Below are 15,923 nucleotides of genomic sequence, written 5' to 3'. Positions count from 1 at the left end.
TCGTGCTCATCCATCACCTGCGCGTCATTCCGCTGCTGGTGCGCATGCATGTGCGCTCACAAATGGAATATCGCGGCGCCTTCTGGCTCGACCGGCTTGCGCAGATCCTCTCCTATGGCAGCGTCTTCGCCACCATCGGCATCCTGCTGGCCCGCTTCCAGACGCTCGGCGGCTGGACCTGGCCGGAGCTGGCGCTGCTCTTCAGCTTCCAGCTGCTCGCCTACTCTCTCGGTGCGGCAATGAGCTTCGTGCAATTGCGCGACCTCGAGGAGCTGGTGCGGCTCGGCACCTACGACACACTCCTGGTCAAGCCGTTCAGCCCTTGGGCCTATCTCGTCTTCTCCGGCCTCAATGTCGGCTATGCCGGCCACATCATCCTGGCGGTGCCGCTGCTCTGCTGGGCCGTCCTGTCGGTCGACTTCATCTGGACGGCCCCGTCCGTGGCGTTCCTGCTGGTCGCGATCGTCAGCGCGACACTGCTCACCGCTGCGATGATCACCATGATCGGCGCGACGGCGCTGATGTGGGTGCGGTCGAACCACCTGTTCTCGATCTTCTTCGGTTTCTGGGAGCTGACGCGCTACCCGCTCAACATCTTCCCCGGCAGCATCCAGATCATCCTCATCACCGCCGTTCCGCTGGCGCTGACCAGCTCGGTTCCCGTCGGCGCCCTGCTCGGCAAACCAATCCCGATCCTCGGCGACTGGGCCGGGCCGGTGGCGCTCGCCGCCGGCCCCATCTGGGTGCTGCTCGCCATCGCCCACTGGCGCTACGCCACCCGCAGATACCAAGGGGCTGGCGGGTAATCGGGCTGGAGATGGCGCCCCGACCGGCGTAGCATGAATACTCGCACAACTGGGGGGCGGATGATGGAATGGCGATTGCCGGACGCGAGAAACCGACTATCGGAAGTGGTGCGCAAGGCGCGACGACGGGCCGCAATTCGTCACACTGGGCGGCGAACGCGTGGCCGTCGTGCTGTCGGCCCACGATTACGACACCCTGCGCGCCGGCTCACCCGACACTCATCGACGATCTGCTCGGCGGCCCCGTCTGGGACAACAACCTTACCGATGCGGCCGAAGCGAGGGCCAAGAATCCAAGCCGACGCCGATCTCCTGATGTCTTTGGCCGACCGGGACGGCAAGGACCGAACCTGCGCAACTGGACGAGCTCTATATGCCGGCCCCTCAGCCCCGGTCGAAGGCTAGCGCCCGCTGGACGGCGGGGCGCTGCAGCATGCGAGCGTGATGGTCGCTTGCCTTTGCAAAGCGGGCGGGATCGACGCCGTCGGCCGGCAGCCAATCGGTCATGACGAAGAGGTAGGGATCGGCCAGCGAATAGGTCTCGCCCATCACCCACGGGCCTTTGAACATCGTCTCTTCGATCAGCGCGAAACAATCGGCCATATTCTGCGGCACCTTGGCCTTCATCGCCTCGAGTGCCGCCGGATCGTCGGCCCAGCGCGAGCCGCGCGGGCGATGGGCGTGGTTCACATGCACGGTCGAGCAGAGATAGTTGTTGAAGGATTGCAGCCGCGCCATTTCGAAGACATCGCCGAGCGGCGCGAGTTTGGCGGCCGGGGCGCTTTCCGCGATGAAGCCGAGGATCGCCGGCGTTTCCGTCAGCACGCCGCGATCGGTGACGAGCGCCGGCACCCGTCCCTTCGGATTGATCTTCAGATAGTCCGGCGAACGCTGCTCGCCATCGCGGAAACTGAGCTTCTTAGTCTCGAAGGCAAGGTCGGATTCTTCCAGGGCAATAAGGCTTGCGAGCGCGCAGGTTCCGGACGCGTAATATAATGTCAGCATGGTTGTCCACTCCCTTTCGGCACGTCTTATAGCGCGGGGATTGGTGCGCCGGAACCGGGGAGATCGATGGTTTGCGGGCGATTGCCGGCGTGCCTTGCTGCCGCCCCTCATCCGGCTGCCGCCACCCCTTCTCCCCGTTCTGACGGGGAGAAGGGGTGTGGGGCACCCGCTTCCTCTATCTCGAGGTTGCGTTTGGCACGTCCCTTCTCCCCGTCAAAACGGGGAGAAGGTCAGGGTGAGAGGCAACACCCCCGCTCTCACCCGCAGCCCGGTACATCCTCCAGCCGGTGCCAGACCGGGATGCCGCGTTCCCTGGCGATGCGCACGTCGTTGTCGGCGCCTTTGGAATCGCCCGGCAGGCGCAGCACGCCCTCGCAGAGCTGCAGCAACCGGCCGGCGACCGGATGGAAGATTTCCTCGTAGAGGGCGTCGCCGACCGATCTGCCGCCGGCGGCGTGCCAGATCGGCAGCGCCACCCATTCGCCGATCATCGGCACATGGCCGGCCTTGAACAAGGCATAAGATGGTTCCTCAAGCCGCTTGAGGTTGGCGGCCATCTTCTCCGGGTCGTCGCCCGTTCCGGACCGATAAGGCCCCGCAATCAAAATCAACATGATCAACTCCATCGCTCCGCTTCTGCGCGAGCACTCCCGGCCTCATGCACGGGATTTCCTGAAAATGCACGATATTTCTTGAATGTCGAGTCATTTCATGCAATATCATGCCATCTCGTGAATTTTCGTGCGGAGAGACAATGCTGACGACGCAGCGCAAGACCCTGATCCTCGACATCTTGCGCCGCGACGGCCAGGTGATCGCCAAGCGTGTCGCCGAGGATTTTTCGCTTTCAGAAGACACGATCCGGCGTGACCTGCGGGAAATGGCGGCGGAGGGGCTCTTGAAACGCGTGCATGGCGGCGCGATGCCGCTTGCGCCCGATCTGCCCGATTTTACCGCGCGGGCCAGCGTCTCGTCCGAGAACAAGGCGCGGCTCGGGGCTAAGGCGGCTGCGATGGTCAAGCCGGGGCAGATGGTCTTCCTCGACGGCGGCACGACGACCGCCGAGATTGCCCGGCATTTGCCGCGCGATATGGCGCTGACAGTTGCCACTCACAGTCCGACGATCGCCGCCGAGCTGGAGCACCATCCGACGGCGGAGGTGATCCTGGCCGGCGGGCGGCTCTACAAACATTCGATGGTGGCAACGGGCGCTGCGGCGATGGCGGCGATTTCGCAGCTTCGCCCCGATCTGTTCTTCCTCGGCGTCACCGCCGCCCACCCCGTGCACGGGCTTTCCACCGGCGATTTCGAGGAAGCGGCGATCAAGCGGCACATCGCTCGCTGCTCGGCCGAAACGCATGTGCTGCTGACGGAGGAGAAGTTCGACCTCGTCTCGCCCTGCCCAGTGCTCGGCATTGCCGAGGTGGCAGGACTGATCGTACCGACGGAGATGACGGCCGAGCGGCTGAAGCCTTATCGCGATCTCAACGGTACAATCACTGCAGCCTAATCATTCGCTAAAAAGTCAGGGCAGGATGTCGTGCGAAAACCGCGAACCGATTTCGGCATCATGCCGAGAAGACGGAGGTCGCTCTGATATCGCCGACATGGATGCCGTTCCAGTTGCGCATCGCGGCTGCGGCAAAGGCCATCAGAGCGGCATGCACCGTCTCTTCCGTCTCGAAGAAGCGGGCGAGCGCGGCCGCCACCATGGCTTCGGCGGCGCGGGTGGCGCCATCCTCACATTTCAGCGCCATGGCGATGCCCTTTTCCGGGATCGCAGCGCAGAAGACACCCTCGGCGCCTGTCTTGACGAAGATGCGTCCGGGGGCGATCTGCATCAGTTTCGTGCAGGCGCGGCCGGAGCCGGCGACATAGAAGGGCTCGGCCATGCAAGCCTCGATCAGGCGGCGGGATGCTTTGGCGCGCACCGGCTCCAGCCCGGTGCCGGTCGCCATCCTGGCAAAGCCTTGCGCCAGGCTGCGCAAAGGCACGGCATAGGTCGGAATGGAGCAGCCGTCGGTGCCGCAGCTCTCGGCGCCGAGCACGGCGCCGGTCAGGCTTGCCATCGCGGCGCGGATCTCGACCTGCAGCGGGTGCTCGTAGCCGACATAACCCTTCGGGTCGATATCCCGGTGACAGCAGGCGCAGATGAAGCCGGCATGTTTTCCGGAACAATTGTTGTGCAGCGCCGTCGGTGCGTCGAGCGTGCGGGCCTGATGGATCAGGACTTTCTGGTTCATCGACCAGTGGGCGCCGCATTCCAGCGCTTCGACATTCCGGCCGGCACGCGACAGCATCGAGGCGGCAAGCGCCACATGTTCGTCCTCGCCATTATGGGAGGCGCAGGCGAGCGCCAGCTCCTTGTCGCCGAAGCCATAGGCATCGGCCGCACCGCTCTCCACCAGCGGCAGCGCCTGCATCGCCTTGCAGGCCGAGCGCGGGAAAACCGCGGCGTCGATGTCGCCCAGCGAAAAGACAAGCCTGCCGTCGCCATCGACGACCGCCACCGCGCCGCGATGACGACTTTCCACGAGCAGGCCACGGGTGACTTCAATGGTTACAGGATTGGTCATGGGCTCTCATCCGGATGCTGGCGGGATGGGCAGGCATAACGCGTCAGGGCGCGAAAGCCAACGGGGTTGGGGCGGCCTGTTTCGCGCGGCAAGTACGTGACGTACGGCGGAGTAGCAAGTGGCTGCGCCAATTCTCCGTCCGGACAGTCGCGCCTTCTGCCGGTCGAGCCCCTACCCTCCGTCATTCCAGGCCTTGAGCCTGGAATCCACCCCCGGGGCTCGACCAAGCAACTCCGTCGGACGGCGATCGCCTCATCGCAATACTCATCACAGAAACTGACGCATGCGATCGAAAACTATCGTTTTCCTGATGTGTGGGATGCAGCTAAGAGTGGTGCGTCAGGAACCGCCCCCATGTCATCCAGCTTTTCCCTCATCCTGCGCGACAACAGGATCCGCATTCCCGCCGTGACGCTCGTCGCGCTTGCCTTTACCTATGCTTCGACCGTGCCTTACCAGTCGATCATCGGGATCAACGAACTCGGCTTGAGCAACGGCGCCTATTCGGCGCTGGTGTTCTTTTCGGCGATCGTCAACGTGGCGACGAGTCTGACGCTCGGCATCTGGTCGGACAGGCTGAAGGAGCGCCGGCCGCTGGTGCTCTCGCTTTCTGTGGCCGGCATGCTCGGCTTCGGATCGATCGCGATCATCCACAGCCCGGCAATCTTCATCTTTTCGACGCTGCTGCTGGTGCCGATGAGCGGCTCCACCTATTCGCTGCTCTTCGCCAGCCTGCGCGCCAGGACCAACCAGATGGAGCGTGGCGAGGGCGCTGCGGTGACGGCAACGGTGCGGGCGCTGTTTTCCGGCTCCTGGGCGCTGGCGCCGGGGCTGATCGGCCTTTATCTCGTCAACTCGCCATCGATGACGCCTGCCTATGGCATCGCGGCGGTCGCCAGCTGCACCTGCTTCTGCCTGTATTTCTTCTTCGCCCCCGGCAACGGCAGCGCCGGCCCTCCCCCGGATCCGGTCGGTTTCCTCGCTTCGCTGAAGCGAATCTTCATGCCCAACGTGCTGATCCGCGTCTTCATCATGGCGCTGCTGTTCGCGCTGCAGCGGCTGAACGGCATGCTTCTGCCGCTGATCATCACCCGTGCGGCGGGCGGAAACGTCGCCGACGTCGGTTTCATCGCCGGGCTGACGGCGCTTCTCGAAATGCCGTTCATGATGATGTGGGGCGTGGCGCAGCGGCGCTTCCGCACCGCGCATGTGCTCGCCCTCGGCGCGCTGATCTACTGCGCCTATCTGCTGCTGCTCGGATTTGCGTCCGCGCCCTGGCACATCTATGCGCTGCTGCTCGTCAACGCCTGCGGCGCGGCGGCAATCCTCAGCGTGCCGATCACCTATCTGCAGGACCTGATCGCCGACCGGCCGGGGCTCGGAACCTCGCTGCTCTCGCTCAACACCTTCATCGGCACCGGCATCGCCGCCGGGCTCTTCGCCTTCGGAACATCGCTCACCGATTATTCCGGCACCGCCTTCGTCGGTGCCGGCGCGGGTCTGGCGGCGATTGGGGCGTTGCTCCATCTGGAAAGCAGCAGGCGGCAGGCGCGGCAGCCGGCCTGATTGCAGGCGGCGCTGGGCACACGACCGGTTCAATCGCCGCGCCTCAATCTAACGCGCCATGATGCGGTGGGCGCAGCGGCGGGCGCCGGCAAGGTTATCTTCGCTGCGCTCGACGTCGGTGCCGAGGGCGGCGCGGAGGGTTTCGAGTTCGGAGCGGCAGAAGCCGCGCAGGCGGTGACCGCCGCGCAGATCGGACAGTGATTTTCAACCAGCATGAAGGAGCCGTCCGCCTCCCGCCAACTGTCGGCCATGTAACCCTCACGGGTGCGGATCGCAGCCAGGCCCTCGGCACGAGCGGCAAGCTCGCCGGCGTTTTCGAGCTCGTGGCGATAGCGCTGCAGCGTCTCGGTTTCGCGGGCGGAGATGACGGCGTCGAGCGCTCCCGCCCCAAGCTGGTCGACGAGGGTGCCGAGGAGAACGGCCCTCGGCAGCTCGTTCAGGGGCCGACAAGCCTATCTGGCGATCGTCGCCGGCGCGCTGATCGAGACGGCGGCGACGGGTTCGCTGGCCCTGTTTCTCGCCAAGGACAATCCGCAGGGGGATTTGCCGCTCATCATGCCGGCGGCGGCCGCCATGTTCATGATGGGCTTCGGCATCGGTCTCGGCTGGGCGCATTTCGTCGCCATGGTGCTGAAGCTCGTCGCCAGCAACGAACAGGACAAGGCCTCGGCGGCAATCCCGACGATGAGCTCGCTCGGCGGGGCATTCGTCGAACCGGGCGGCGTGCCAGGAGCACTGTTGGCGGCGCATTGGCTTTATCTGCTGATGGCGCTGCCGGGCATCATCGCGATCGCGACGGCGATAACCCTGAGAGACAGGTGAATTGAAAAGGCGCCTCGGTTTCGGGGCGCCTTTTCACGACTGAATGATTTCCGTGCTCTCAGGCGACGTTGCGCTCCGGTTCCGGCTCCTGCTGGACAACCTCCTGCTTCACGCCGAGATAGAGGACGGAGCCGCGGCCGATGCCATAGGTATCGCAAACGTCGGGCGTCAGGAAGTCGGTGACCGGAATCTGCTGGACCGCCAAACCGGCGCGCCGGATCACGTCGATGAAGCCGGACCTCGAGAAGATGCGCACATGGTCATCCTGGCCGAAATGCGCCCAGCGGCCTTCCGGCGTCGTCACCTCGGGATTTTCATAGGTGTCTTCGATCGACAGGCAGATGGGCGCCATCAGGATGGCGACGCTGTCCTGCTTGAGAACACGCCGGATTTCTGCGGTGGCACGCACCGGATCGTCGACATGTTCGAGCACATGAGAGCAAAGCACGAAGTCGAAGCTCTCATCGGCATAGGGCAGGTTATGGATATCAGCCTTGTCGTCTGCCTCCGGCATATGCATGTCGCAGCTGCGGTAAAAGACGTGCGGGTGGCTTTTGAGCCAGAAGCTCAAGGCCCGGCCCGGCGCAATGTCCAGGAAGCGCACGGCCTTTGCCTGGTCGAGCCGCTGGAACACCGGCGTCAGGAACAGCGCGTAAAGCCTGTCGCGATCGGTCGAATGACAATTGGGGCAGCTATAGGCCTGATGGTTGATCGTCTCGAATTCATCGATGCGATAGGGAAAGCCATGTTCGACCGCCTTGTCGATGTAGTAGCGCGGAAGCGGTACGAAATGCGGAATTCTGCTGCGGCAGATGGGGCAGGCGTGGAATAGAGCCATTGTATTCCTCGTAGGGACCTTACAACGCGCAAGCAACGCCACATCGGGATGCGCAGTTTCGGGGCCAAGTTTCGATCAGACGACTGTTCAACGACCCCGGAGACTCACAGACAGCCAGGATCAACTTCACCTTGCGCACGAATGCTGGTCCGAAGCTGACCTCAAACGGTGAGCATGACCTTGCCGACATGGCTGCCGCCCTCCAGCAGCCGGTGCGCCTCGACGACGTCCTCAAAGGCGAAGACCTTGTGGATGACTGGGGCGACCGTGCCGGCCTCAAGCAGCGGCCAGACCTCGGAGAGTAGATCATCGCGGATGGCACGTTTCTCCTCGGCCGTGCGCGGGCGCATGGTGGAGCCGGTGACCGTCAGGCGCTTGACCATGATCGGAGAGAGATTGACCTTTTCGGCGACGGCCCCGCCGAGGAAGGCGATGATCGACAGGCAGCCGTCCTTAGCAAGCGAGGCGATGTTGCGATCGAAATAGGCGGCACCGATCATATCGAGGATGATATCGACGCCCTCGCCGGTTTCGGCCTTGATCACCGCGGCGAAATCCTCGCTCCTATAATTGATCCCTCGTTTGGCGCCGAGCTTTTCGCAGGCCTCGCATTTTTCCATCGAGCCGGCCGTGGCATAGACCTCGGCGCCGAAGGCGCGGGCGAGCTGGATCGCAGTTGTGCCGATACCGCTCGTGCCGCCATGGATCAGCACGCTCTCGCCTTCCGTCAGTCCGGCCATCTGGAAGAGATTGGCCCAGACGGTGAAGAAGGTTTCGGGAAGCGCCGCGGCTCTTACAGCATCGTATCCCTTGGGAAAAGGCAGGATCTGGCCTGATGGCAGGAGGCAATATTCGGCATAGGCGCCGCCATTGGCGAGGCCGCAGACCTTGTCGCCGACGGCATAGCCGCTGACGCCAGGCCCGACCTCGACGATTTCACCGGAGAGTTCCAGCCCGAGAATCGGGCTCGCATCCTGGGGCGGGGGATAGCTGCCCTGACGCTGGGCAATATCGGGACGGTTGACGCCGATCGCCTCTGCGCGCACGAGGACCTCGCCTTCACCGGCGACCGGCAGCGGACGCTTGCCGATCACCATCACATCCGGTCCGCCGAAGGACTTGAGATCAACGAAACGCATTTCCTGAGGCAATGACATGGCGCTACCCTCCTGATCCCGAAGGTTCGGAATAGATCAGCCCGGCCGGCTTGGGAAGGCTGCAAGCGGCAAGGGCGTCAATTCGCCTCGCCCAGGAAATGGAAGGCAAGGCCCTCATCGCTCTCCTTGGCGGCCGACTTGATGACGGCGATCTCGGCGCTGACGCGGTTGATATCGTCGATGACGAGGCCTTCCGGCAGTTCGAGAACGCCGATCGAGCAGCGCATCAGCGGGAACAGGGCCTCGGTGCCGGTGCGGTCGTGGCCGAGGATGCGGCCGGCGGCGCGGTGCTCGCCGGAATAAAGATCGAGCACGTCGTCGTGGAAATCGCTGATCAGCCGGTCGAGGATCTCGGTCAGCTCCTCCTTCGTCCAGCCGACGACGCCGATGAAAAAATCATCGCCGCCGACATGGCCGAGGAAATGGCGCTCGGCGAAGAAATAGCGGCGCATCAGCGCGGCAAAGAGCGAGATCGCATGATCGCCGAGATGGAAGCCGTAGGCATCGTTGAACGGCTTGAAGTTGTCGAAGTCGCAATAGCAGAAGTGGCGGACCTCATCGCCGTCGCGGCCGGACTGGCGCATGAAGTCGCGGATGGCGCGATTGCCCGGGAGGCCGGTCAGAGGGTTCTGGTCCTGGGCGGTCTTCAGCTGTTTCTCGTTGATGACCTTGATCAGTGAAGCGGCGGAAACAACGCCGGCATAACGCATATTGTCGGTCAGGATCAGGCAGTTGCTGCCCTCCATATTGGCGAAGATCGCCATCAGCTGCTCGGCATCGCTGTCGAGGCCAACGATCGGCGCCATCTCGACGAAATGCGAGATGCTGCGCTCATACATCTTGTTCTTCAGGAGGTCACGGCCAAAGGGCTGATAAATATACTCTTTGAGGTGCTGCTCGTGGATGATGCCGCGCGGTTCGCTATTGGCGTTGAGGACGGGAAAAAAGGCCTGGCGCGGATTGCGGCGGAAGAGCTCGAAGACGCTGTCGATGCTGTCGTTTTCGTAGACCGTCGGCAAGAGCTCGATCTGCTTGCGGATGAGGATTTCGTCGAGCGACTGGCTCGCCCGCTTGCTCTTACCGAGTTCCTGCAGATGCGGGAAGGACGGCGCCAGCTCCGACATGTGCGTGGTCGGCCGGGAAATGAACCATCCTTGGACGAGATCGACGCCATATTCGCGGCAGGCGATGAATTCGGCCTCGGTCTCGATGCCTTCGGCCACGACGCGCGTGCCAAGCACATGGGCGATGTTGACGATGCTCTTCAGCAGATGACGCTTGCGGGCGCTGCGGTCGATCTCGGCGACGAAATGGCGGTCGATCTTCAGATAGTCGACGGCATAATCGCAAAGCAGTTTCATCTCGCCGTGACCGACGCCGAAATCGTCGATCGCCAGCTTGAAGCCGGCCCGCCGCAACTTTGAAACCAGGGCGGCGAATTCGGGCACGCTGGTATTGTCGAAGCGCTCGGAGAATTCGAAACAGATGGAGGACGGCGGAATATTCGCCGTTCGCAAATGTTGCAGCAGGCTCTCCACCAGGCGCTCGCCATCGGGGATCAGCCGGACGTCAAGATTGAGGAACAGCGTCGAGGTGGAGAAATTCGACAGCGTCGCGAACTTGGCGAGCGCGCGGCTGGCAACCATCTGTTCGAGCTGCAGCAGCTGACAGGTCCGATGCGCCTCGTCGAGAATATCGGCCGGCTTGTCGTAGCCGATGCGTTCCTGGCCGCGCATGAGGGACTCGTAACCGAACACCGTACCGGTGCCGGCTTCGACGATCGGCTGGAAGGCGTTTTCGACCACGAGCTTGGCAAGGGTTACAATCTGATCGCTCGCATAACGACGCAGCACGCCAGGCTCGACGGCGCCAGCCAAAGATATTGCAGTGTTCATTGTGGGCCGATCTCCACTGCGACTTGTTCTTCTTGGTCAGGAACCTGCCGCAGAAGGATCAACGAACCCTTTCGCCAATATGAAAGTTTTGTGAAAGACGCGGCTCGCCGGCACGCGTTGCGCGTGAATTCGAATTCCCCATTACAAGCATTGGCTTATTCAGGCGGAGCGACTGCGCTGCGCCTCATGATCGGCAAACATGTCGGCGACGCATCTGCCGCCGGAGGCGACGCTCTCGTCGTTGAGGAGATCTGCCTTGATTTCGCCGAGCTTGCGGGCGGTATCCCAGAGGCGCAGCGCCTCGCGGACGACCTCACTGCTCGAGGCGTAACCACCCGTGTCGACGGCGGCACGGATGCCCGCTGCCTGTTGCGGAGAGATGGAAACGGTGACCATCGGCATGGACTTCCTCCCTTTTTTCTTCAGGCAGTACCCTGCCTTTGGGGGACGCATGACCATTTTCGGCATTCCAGGCGCTTGCGCCGGTGCCATTGGTGCATTCGCACCGGAAGCATCCGGAGATGCCGGACGGCTCTAATCCCTAAAGTCTAATCCCCCGCCATTCCCTTGTCAAAAAAGAAAAGGCCCATCGCCGTTCAACTGCGCAGGCCAAGGCCGAAGGCGATCATCGTCCATCCCTGGACGATCAGGTCGACGGCCAGGAAGAGGCCAAGGACCCAGAGGCTGTTCACCGGCCAGCCCAGCGCGATGACAAACCCGGCAAGCGCCGTTATGACACCGCTGATAGCGATCCAGCGCCAACCCTTGAGCGGTCGCATGCGCATCCCGACCCAGAGACGGAATAGGCCGGCCACGAGCAGCGCAATGGAAAGAAACAGGGTCAAGGCCGCCGAGGTGAAAATGGGATTGACGAAGGCGCAGATGCCGGCAAGCACGTAAAGCACGCCGCTCAAAGCCCAGAAGAGCACCTGATCCCAGCGGCGCAGCTGAAAAGCGTGGACGAGATAGATGACGCCGCCGGCCAGCATGAGCATGCCGACGTAAAAGACCGAAGCAACGGTCGCCATCAACAGATTGCTGAGAGCGATGAGGCCGCAGATAAGAAGCAGGACCCCGAGGCCGAGGAACCATGCCCATTTCGATCGCAGCGAGGATTCGGGCATATCATTGAAGACGCTGGTCATAGCACACCTCCTGATCATTTGAATATGTTGCCCCAGTTCTTCCGGAAAAGATGTGAGCCAAATCAATTCGCTTAAGATTTTTGTTGATTGATCAGTCAATCAAAAATAAGATGGGCCTCGTTTTCAGGAGGTAGCGGGCGTGCCCAAGGTCGGGATGGAGCCGGTGCGCCGCAAGGCGCTTGTCGATGCGGCGCTGCGGGTGATCGGCGATCACGGCTCGCTCGCCGTGACCATGTCCGATATCGCCCGCCAGGCCGGCGTCTCGCCGGCGCTTGCCCATCATTATTTCGGCAGCAAGGAGCAATTGCTGATCGAGACGATCCGCTCGCTGCTGCGGCAGCTGCGCCGCGATACGGTGGCGGCGCTGAAGGAGGCGCGCACGCCGCGTGAGCGGCTTTCGGCCGTCATCCGCGTCAGCTTCCATGCCGACCAGTTCGCGCCCGATACAATTGCCGCCTGGCTTGCCTTTTACGCCGAAGCGCAGCGTTCGGAGGAGACGCGCCGCTTCCTGGTGATCTATGCCCGCAGGCTGCGCTCCAACCTGCTCGCCGATCTCAAGGCGCTGCTGCCAGCCGACGCCGCAGAACGCATCGCCGAGGGCGCTGCGGCGATGATCGACGGGCTCTATATCAGGCAAAGTCTGAAATCGGCGCCGATCGGCATCGAAGCCTCGATCGCGCTGACGGAGGATTATGTAAACGCCCTTCTGGCCAGCGCCTCCCCTTTTAACGGGGGAAGGAAAAACTACCTCGCACCATCCAAGGACAAATGACATGAAAGCCCAGCCAAAAGCCTCGCACTTCATCGATGGCGAATATGTCGAGGATAGCGATGGCACTGTCATCGAGAGCCTTTATCCTGCCACCGGCGAGGTGATCGCCCGGCTGCATGCGGCAACGCCTGCGATCGTCGAACAGGCTATCGCGGCGGCCAAACGCGCCCAGCCGGAATGGGCGGCAATGAGCCCGATGGCGCGTGGCCGCATCCTGAAGCGCGCCGCCGAGATCATGCGCGAGCGCAACCGCGAGCTTTCTGAACTGGAAACGCTCGATACCGGCAAGCCGATCCAGGAGACGATCGTCGCCGACCCGACGTCGGGCGCAGACGCCTTCGAATTCTTCGGCGGCGTCGCGCCGGCCGGGCTCAACGGCTCTCATATCCCGCTCGGCCAGGATTTTGCCTATACCAAGCGTGTCCCCCTCGGCGTCTGCGTCGGCATCGGCGCCTGGAACTATCCGCAGCAGATCGCCTGCTGGAAAGCGGCCCCGGCGCTGATCTCAGGCAATGCCATGGTATTCAAGCCGTCGGAAAACACGCCGCTCGGCGCCCTGAAGATCGCCGAGATCCTGCACGAGGCGGGGCTGCCGAAGGGGCTCTTCAACGTCATCCAAGGCGACCGCGAGACCGGGCCGCTGCTCGTCAACCATACCGACGTCGCCAAGGTGTCGCTGACCGGATCGGTGCCAACAGGGCGCCGGGTGGCAGCGGCTGCGGCCGGCAGCCTCAAGCATGTGACCATGGAACTCGGCGGCAAGTCGCCGCTCATCGTTTTCGACGACGCCGATCTCGACTCGGCGGTCGGCGGCGCCATGCTCGGCAATTTCTATTCGACCGGCCAGGTCTGCTCGAACGGCACCCGCGTCTTCGTGCAGAAGGGGATCAAGACGGAGTTCCTGAAGCGGCTGAAGGCGCGCACCGAGGCGATGATGATCGGCGACCCGATGGATGAGGCGACGCAGATCGGCCCGATGGTTTCCTGGGCGCAGCGCGAGAAAGTGATCGCCTATATCGAAAAGGGCAAGGCCGAAGGCGCAAGCCTGATTGCCGGCGGCGGCATTCCGAACAATGTCTCGGGCGAAGGTTATTACGTGCAGCCGACGGTCTTTGCCGATGTCACCGACGACATGACGATCGCCCGCGAGGAGATCTTCGGGCCTGTCATGTCGGTGCTCGATTTCGACGATGAGGACGAGGTGATCGGCCGCGCCAATGCCAGCGAATTCGGCCTCTCCGGCGGCGTCTTCACCGCCGACCTCACCCGCGCCCACCGCGTCGTCGACCGGCTGGAGGCCGGCACGCTGTGGATCAACACCTATAATCTCTGCCCGGTCGAGATCCCCTTCGGCGGCTCGAAACAATCGGGCTTCGGCCGCGAGAATTCGCTGGCGGCGCTGGAGCATTATTCCGAGCTGAAGACGGTTTACGTCGGCATGGGGCCGGTGGCGGCGCCTTATTGAAGACATCTGTCCACGCCCTTGCCCTTGCCCCTCACCTAACCCTCTCCCCGCACGCGGGGAGAGGCGACGTGCCCAAAGCAACGTCGAAGATAGGGGAAGCCAGTGCGGCATATCCCCTTCGCCCCGTTTACGGGGAGAAGGTGCCGGCAGGCGGATGAGGGGCCGGCTCTGAGAAAACAAGAAGCAGCCAGATCACGGCAGCTCAAGGAAAACAAGAAGATGCAACAAGCAGATTTCGTCATCATCGGCTCCGGCTCGGCCGGCTCGGCGCTGGCCTATCGCCTCTCCGAAGACGGCAAGAACAGCGTCCTCGTCATCGAGGCGGGCGGCAGCGATTTCGGGCCGTTCATTCAGATGCCGGCAGCGCTTGCCTGGCCGATGAGCATGAAGCGCTATAATTGGGGCTATCTCTCCGAGCCGGAGCCGAACCTCAACAACCGCCGCATCACGGCGCCGCGCGGCAAGGTGATCGGCGGCTCGTCATCGATCAACGGCATGGTCTATGTGCGCGGCCATGCCGAGGACTTCAACCGCTGGGAAGAGCTCGGTGCTAGCGGCTGGGCCTATGCCGACGTTCTCCCCTATTTCAAGCGGATGGAACATTCGCATGGCGGCGAAGAGGGCTGGCGCGGCACCAACGGGCCGCTGCATGTGCAGCGCGGCGGCTTCACCAATCCGCTGTTCCGGGCCTTCGTCGAGGCCGGCAAGCAGGCGGGCTTCGAGACGACCGAGGATTACAACGGCAGCAAGCAGGAAGGCTTCGGACTGATGGAGCAGACCATCTTTGCCGGGCGCCGCTGGTCTGCCGCCAATGCCTATCTGAAACCGGCGCTGAAGCGCGACAATGTCGGGATCGTCTACGGTATGGCGCGCCGGATCGTCATCGAGAACGGGCGCGCGACCGGCGTCGAAATCGAACGCGGCGGCAGGACAGAGGTGGTGAAGGCGAACCGCGAGGTGATCGTCTCGGCCTCCTCTTTCAATTCGCCGAAGCTCCTGATGCTGTCCGGCATCGGCCCGGGCGAGCATCTGAAGGAAGTGGGCATCGAGGTGAAGGCCGACCGCCCTGGTGTCGGCGCCAACCTGCAGGACCATATGGAATTCTATTTCCAGCAGGTCAGCACCAAGCCGGTGTCGCTCTATTCCTGGCTGCCCTGGTTCTGGCAGGGGGTGGCGGGCGCGCAATGGCTCTTGTCGAAGGGCGGGCTCGGCGCTTCCAACCAGTTCGAAGCCTGCGCCTTCCTGCGCTCGGCACCCGGGCTGAAGCAGCCGGACATTCAATATCATTTCCTGCCGGTGGCGATCAGCTATGACGGCAAGGCGGCGGCGAAAAGCCACGGTTTCCAGGTGCATGTCGGCTACAACCTGTCGAAATCGCGCGGCAACGTGACGCTGCGCTCGCCCGACCCCAAGGCCGAGCCGGTGCTGCGCTTCAACTATATGAGCCATCCCGAGGATTGGGAGAAATTCCGCCACTGCGTGCGACTGACCCGCGAGATCTTCGGGCAGGCGGCCTTCGACGCCTATCGCGGCCCGGAGATCCAGCCGGGTGAAGGCGTACAAAGCGACGAAGAGATCGACGCCTTCCTGCGCGAACATCTGGAAAGCGCCTATCACCCCTGCGGGACCTGCAAGATGGGCGCCAAGGACGATCCGATGGCGGTGGTCGATCCGCAGACGCGGGTGATCGGCGTCGATGGACTGCGCGTCGCCGACAGCTCGATCTTCCCGCACGTCACCTACGGCAACCTGAACGGCCCCTCGATCATGACCGGCGAGAAGGCCGCCGACCACATCCTCGGCAAGCAGCCGCTGGCGCGCTCGAACCAGGAGCCCTGGGTCAATCCGAGGGCGGCGGTCAGCGATCGGTGATGAG

14 protein-coding genes and 3 pseudogenes are annotated in these 15,923 nt (G+C 63.2%); 8 read left to right on the top strand and 9 right to left on the bottom strand.

Going from position 1 to position 15,923, the window contains the following annotated elements; genetic code table 11:
* Positions 1–2: 2 nt before the first annotated feature.
* Positions 3–806 carry an ABC transporter permease gene (locus HJC04_RS18845; protein ID WP_210628697.1) on the top strand — a complete coding sequence of 268 codons (804 nt, stop codon included), beginning with the start codon at positions 3–5 and terminating at the stop codon, positions 804–806.
* Between the two features lie 63 nt (positions 807–869).
* A pseudogene (locus HJC04_RS31820) lies at positions 870–1,108 on the top strand (type II toxin-antitoxin system Phd/YefM family antitoxin); the annotation flags it as partial.
* Between the two features lie 82 nt (positions 1,109–1,190).
* On the opposite strand, the gene HJC04_RS18840 reads toward HJC04_RS31820, so the two are convergent.
* Positions 1,191–1,811, bottom strand: coding sequence for a glutathione S-transferase family protein (locus tag HJC04_RS18840; RefSeq protein ID WP_221146823.1), 621 nt, complete (start codon positions 1,809–1,811; stop codon positions 1,191–1,193).
* A gap of 257 nt (positions 1,812–2,068) precedes the next feature.
* On the bottom strand, positions 2,069–2,425 hold the full coding sequence (locus tag HJC04_RS18835; protein WP_064692660.1) for a hypothetical protein: 357 nt from the start codon (positions 2,423–2,425) through the stop codon (positions 2,069–2,071).
* Positions 2,426–2,565: 140 nt separating this feature from the next.
* Between HJC04_RS18835 and HJC04_RS18830 the strand changes: the two genes are divergently transcribed.
* Positions 2,566–3,321 carry a DeoR/GlpR family DNA-binding transcription regulator gene (locus HJC04_RS18830; RefSeq protein WP_210628699.1) on the top strand — a complete coding sequence of 252 codons (756 nt, stop codon included), beginning with the start codon at positions 2,566–2,568 and terminating at the stop codon, positions 3,319–3,321.
* A gap of 58 nt (positions 3,322–3,379) precedes the next feature.
* Here the strand turns inward: HJC04_RS18830 and HJC04_RS18825 are convergent, their stop codons facing one another.
* Positions 3,380–4,387, bottom strand: a complete 1,008-nt coding sequence (locus HJC04_RS18825) for an asparaginase (RefSeq protein WP_210628700.1) — start codon at positions 4,385–4,387, stop codon at positions 3,380–3,382.
* A 354-nt stretch (positions 4,388–4,741) separates the two neighbouring features.
* On the opposite strand from HJC04_RS18825, the gene HJC04_RS18820 reads away from it, so the two are divergent.
* Complete coding sequence (locus HJC04_RS18820) at positions 4,742–5,953, top strand: MFS transporter (RefSeq protein ID WP_221146822.1); 1,212 nt, start codon at positions 4,742–4,744, stop codon at positions 5,951–5,953.
* A gap of 48 nt (positions 5,954–6,001) precedes the next feature.
* Here HJC04_RS18820 and HJC04_RS31815 read toward each other — a convergent pair.
* A pseudogene (locus HJC04_RS31815) lies at positions 6,002–6,375 on the bottom strand (helix-turn-helix transcriptional regulator); the annotation flags it as partial.
* Position 6,376: 1 nt separating this feature from the next.
* On the opposite strand from HJC04_RS31815, the pseudogene HJC04_RS18810 reads away from it, so the two are divergent.
* Positions 6,377–6,775: pseudogene (locus tag HJC04_RS18810) on the top strand (MFS transporter); the annotation flags it as partial.
* A gap of 58 nt (positions 6,776–6,833) precedes the next feature.
* Here the strand turns inward: HJC04_RS18810 and HJC04_RS18805 are convergent.
* The 5 genes from HJC04_RS18805 to HJC04_RS18785 form a co-directional block, all read right to left on the bottom strand.
* Entirely contained in the window at positions 6,834–7,613 is a 780-nt protein-coding gene (locus tag HJC04_RS18805; protein WP_210628702.1) for a class I SAM-dependent methyltransferase, read from the bottom strand.
* Positions 7,614–7,774: 161 nt separating this feature from the next.
* Positions 7,775–8,770, bottom strand: coding sequence for an NAD(P)H-quinone oxidoreductase (locus tag HJC04_RS18800; RefSeq protein WP_221146820.1), 996 nt, complete (start codon positions 8,768–8,770; stop codon positions 7,775–7,777).
* 77 nt (positions 8,771–8,847) lie between these two features.
* The gene (locus HJC04_RS18795) at positions 8,848–10,665 is read right to left on the bottom strand and encodes a GGDEF domain-containing protein (RefSeq protein ID WP_221146819.1); all 1,818 of its coding nucleotides are present in this window, start codon (positions 10,663–10,665) and stop codon (positions 8,848–8,850) included.
* Positions 10,666–10,824: 159 nt separating this feature from the next.
* On the bottom strand, positions 10,825–11,067 hold the full coding sequence (locus HJC04_RS18790) for a type II toxin-antitoxin system ParD family antitoxin (RefSeq protein ID WP_221146818.1): 243 nt from the start codon (positions 11,065–11,067) through the stop codon (positions 10,825–10,827).
* Positions 11,068–11,261: 194 nt separating this feature from the next.
* Positions 11,262–11,810 carry an HdeD family acid-resistance protein gene (locus HJC04_RS18785; protein WP_210628706.1) on the bottom strand — a complete coding sequence of 183 codons (549 nt, stop codon included), beginning with the start codon at positions 11,808–11,810 and terminating at the stop codon, positions 11,262–11,264.
* A gap of 139 nt (positions 11,811–11,949) precedes the next feature.
* On the opposite strand from HJC04_RS18785, the gene betI reads away from it, so the two are divergent.
* From betI to betA, 3 genes are all read left to right on the top strand, one after another.
* Entirely contained in the window at positions 11,950–12,582 is a 633-nt protein-coding gene (gene betI / locus HJC04_RS18780) for a transcriptional regulator BetI (RefSeq protein ID WP_210628707.1), read from the top strand.
* 1 nt (position 12,583) lies between these two features.
* The gene (betB, locus tag HJC04_RS18775; protein ID WP_210628708.1) at positions 12,584–14,047 is read left to right on the top strand and encodes a betaine-aldehyde dehydrogenase; all 1,464 of its coding nucleotides are present in this window, start codon (positions 12,584–12,586) and stop codon (positions 14,045–14,047) included.
* 219 nt (positions 14,048–14,266) lie between these two features.
* The gene (gene betA, locus HJC04_RS18770; protein ID WP_221146817.1) at positions 14,267–15,919 is read left to right on the top strand and encodes a choline dehydrogenase; all 1,653 of its coding nucleotides are present in this window, start codon (positions 14,267–14,269) and stop codon (positions 15,917–15,919) included.
* Positions 15,920–15,923: the final 4 nt, after the last annotated feature.

The organism is Rhizobium sp. NLR8a, assembly GCF_019685235.1.
Lineage (GTDB): Bacteria > Pseudomonadota > Alphaproteobacteria > Rhizobiales > Rhizobiaceae > Rhizobium.
The sequence above is the reverse complement of the archived record's forward strand: the minus strand, read 5'-3'. Positions and strand labels throughout refer to the sequence as shown.